Annotated in this window: 3 protein-coding genes; all 3 read right to left on the reverse strand. The window is 67.7% G+C overall.

Translation table 11 applies throughout. The features are described 5' to 3' along the window. Positions 1 to 545, reverse strand: a 545-nt coding sequence (locus VFL64_RS15845) for an ATP-binding cassette domain-containing protein (RefSeq protein ID WP_489541342.1), incomplete at its 3' end; no start/stop codon positions are given. Positions 546 to 707: 162 nt separating this feature from the next. After that, positions 708 to 1,931: a M20 family metallopeptidase gene (locus tag VFL64_RS15850; protein WP_489541343.1), complete on the reverse strand. Its 1,224-nt coding sequence runs from the start codon at positions 1,929 to 1,931 to the stop codon at positions 708 to 710. A 106-nt stretch (positions 1,932 to 2,037) separates the two neighbouring features. Next, positions 2,038 to 3,241, reverse strand: a 1,204-nt coding sequence (locus VFL64_RS15855) for a hydantoinase/carbamoylase family amidase (protein WP_489541344.1), incomplete at its 5' end; no start/stop codon positions are given.

Below are 3,241 nucleotides of genomic sequence, written 5' to 3' on the forward strand. Positions count from 1 at the left end.
GCCAGCTTGCGCAGGGTGACGAAGAGCGTCTCCACTGCCTGCGGCGTGAGCACCGAGGTGGGTTCGTCGAGGATCAGCAGCCTGGGGCTCGGCATGAGCGCACGCACGATCTCCACGCGTTGGCGCTCGCCCACCGAGAGCGTGTGCACCGGGCGCAGCGGCTCCACGTCGAGCCCGTATTCCTTCGACACCTGCGTGATGCGTGCCGTGACCTCGGCCAGCGTCATGCCCTTGCCCAGCCCGAGCCACACGTTCTCGGCCGCGGTGAGCGTGTCGAACAGGCTGAAGTGCTGGAACACCATGCTGATGCCCAGCTGCCGCGCCTCGGCGGGCGAGCGCACCTGCACCGGCTCGCCGTTCCAGCGGATCTCGCCTTCGTCGGGCCGCACGGCGCCGTAGATCATCTTCATCAGCGTGGATTTGCCCGCGCCGTTCTCGCCCAGCACGGCGTGAATTTCGCCCGGCTTGACGCGCAGGCTCACCTGGTCGTTGGCCTTGACGGCGGGGTAGGTCTTGCTGAGCTTGATGAGTTCGAGGCGGAGCATGGGTGTCATTTCAGGATGCAGGCACATCACGAACCGCTCAGGCTGAGGTATCGAAGCCCCGTGCATGCGAGCGCGGAGCAGGGCTTCGATACGCACGCAGTGCGTACCCTGCCCTGAGGTACCGAAGGGTCAGCCTGAGCGGATGGTGGTGTGCGGGCCAGATCATGTCAGCAGGTCATACAAGGACCGGGCGACGACCTTGGTCGCGCGCCGCAGATCTTCCAGGACGATGTGCTCGTCCGCCCGCTTGGCGTTGGATTCGAGCACGGTGCGCGGCCCGGCGCCATAGATCACCGCCGGAATGCCGTGCTCGCAGTACAGGCGCACGTCGGTGTACAGCGGCGTGCCCGAGGTGGGGATGGGCTCGCCGAACACCGCCTGCCCATGCTTCTGCAGCGCATCGACCAGCGGCTTGTTGCCCGGCAGCGGCTGCAGCGCACGCGCCAGCAACAGGCGTTTGATGTCGACCGTGATGCCGGCTTGCTGCGCCGCCGCCTCGGCGATCACCTGGCGGATGCTGGCTTCCACGGCCACCGGGTCTTCCTCGGGGATCATGCGGCGGTCGAGCCGGAGCACCACCTTGCCGGGCACCACGTTGGTGTTGGTGCCGCCCTCGATGCGGCCCACGTTGAGGTAGGGGTGGGTGATGCCCTCGACCTGGGACGTGACCTGCTGGTACAGCGTGTTCTGGTGGTACAGCGCGTTGAGGATGCGCACCGCGCCCTGCAGCGCATCGACGCCGGTGCTGGGGATGGCAGCGTGTGCCATCTTGCCGTGCACCGTCACCTCCATCTGCAGGCAGCCGTTGTGGGCCGTCACCACCTGGTAGCTGAAGCCGGCGGCGATGAGGTAGTCGGGCTTCGTCAGGCCCTGCTTCAGCAGCCAGCCGGGACCCAGTTCGCCGCCGAACTCCTCGTCGTAGGTGAAGTGCAGCTCCACGCCACCCTTGAGCGGCGCGCCCAGCGATTCGAGTGCGCGCACGGCGAAGGTGTAGGTGGCGAAGTCGCTCTTGCTCACAGCCGATGCGCGGCCGTAGAGCTTGCCGTTCTCGACGTCGCCGCTGTAGGGCCCGTGCGTCCAGCCCTCGCCAGGCGGCACCACGTCGCCGTGGGCGTTGAGCGCGACGGTGGTGCCTTTGCCGTATTGGCGGCGCACGATCAGGTTGGTGATGGACTGCAGGCCATAGGCACGTACTTCGTCTTCAGGCACCGGATGACGCTCCGGCTCGAAGTCGAAGCCGAGCAGCAACTCGGCTGTGCGTTCGGCATGCGGCGCGTTGTTGCCAGGCGGGGTGTCGGTGGGCACCTGCACCAGGGCTTGCAGGAAGTGCACCTCTTCGTTGAAGTGCGCGTCGATCCAGGTATCAAGTTCTGCGTATCGGGTCATGGCGTCGTCACTCGCATGTCATCCCGGCGCAGGCCGGGATCCACTCTTTGCGGGGCAGTGGATCCCGACTTTCGTCGGGATGACTGGTTAGGGGCGCGGGCATCGTTCAAGCTTCTGCCAACTGGTCGAGCAGGTGCATGAATGCCTCCACGCACAACTGCGCATCGTCGTTCGTGGTCACCTCCAGCGGGTTGTGGCTGATGCCCGAGTTGCCACCGCGCACGAAGAGCATGGCCTGCGGCATCACCTCGTCGAGCTTCATCGCGTCGTGGCCGGCGCCGCTGGGCATGCGGTGCACCGGCAGGCCCAGCGATTCGACGGCGGCCTCCCAGCGCGCTTGCCATTCGGGTGCACTGGGGGCGGCGGCGGCGCGCATGGTTTCTTCCAGCGTGTGATGCAGGCCACGCCGTGCGCTGATGCGCTGCAGCTCGGCCAGCACGTCGTGTGCCATCGCGTCGCGCACCTCGTTGGTGGTGGCGCGGATGTCCAGGCTGAAGCGGCAGCGCCCGGGCACCACGTTGATCGAGCCGCTGGGCACCTCGAGGATGCCCACCGTGCCCACCAGGTGCGGCACCTGCGCGGCGCGCTTTTCCACGTAGAGCAGCAGCTCGGCCACGGCCGCGGCGGCGTCGCGGCGGCGGTCCATGGGCGTGGTGCCGGCGTGGCTGGCCATGCCGATCATCTCGCCCAGGTAGCGCACGCTGCCGTTGATGGAGGTCACCACACCCAGCGGCAGGTCGAGCTCGTTGAGTACCGGGCCCTGCTCGATGTGCACCTCGACGAAGCCCATGTAGCGCGCCGGGTCGCGCTTCATCGCGTCGATCTGCGAGATGTCGCGGCCGGCCGCCTTCATGGCCTCGCGCATGGTGATGCCGTCGGCGTCCTGCTGGTTGAGCCAGCCGTAGTCGAAGCGGCCGATCACGGCGCCGGAGCCGAGGAAGGTGGCCTTGTAGCGTTGGCCTTCTTCTTCGGCGAAGGCGATCACCTCCAGGCCGAAGGGCAGTCGCCTGCCTTGGCGGTGCAGCTCGCGCACGCAGACCAGGGGCACGAAGATGCCCAGGCGGCCGTCGTACTTGCCGCCGTTGCGCACGGTGTCGTAGTGGCTGCCGGTGAGCAGGCGCGGGGCTTGCGGGTCCGTGCCTTCATAGACGCCGACCACGTTGCCGACGGCGTCGACCTCCACCTCGTCGAAGCCGCAGTCGTGCATCCAGCGCACCAGCTGCACCTGGCAGGCCTGGTGGGCCGGCGTGAGGTAGGTGACGGTGAGTGCGCCTTCCACATCGCTGTGCTGCGCCAGCAGCTCGGCGCAG

This window comes from Rhizobacter sp., from assembly GCF_035702065.1.
Classification (GTDB): domain Bacteria; phylum Pseudomonadota; class Gammaproteobacteria; order Burkholderiales; family Burkholderiaceae_C; genus Rhizobacter.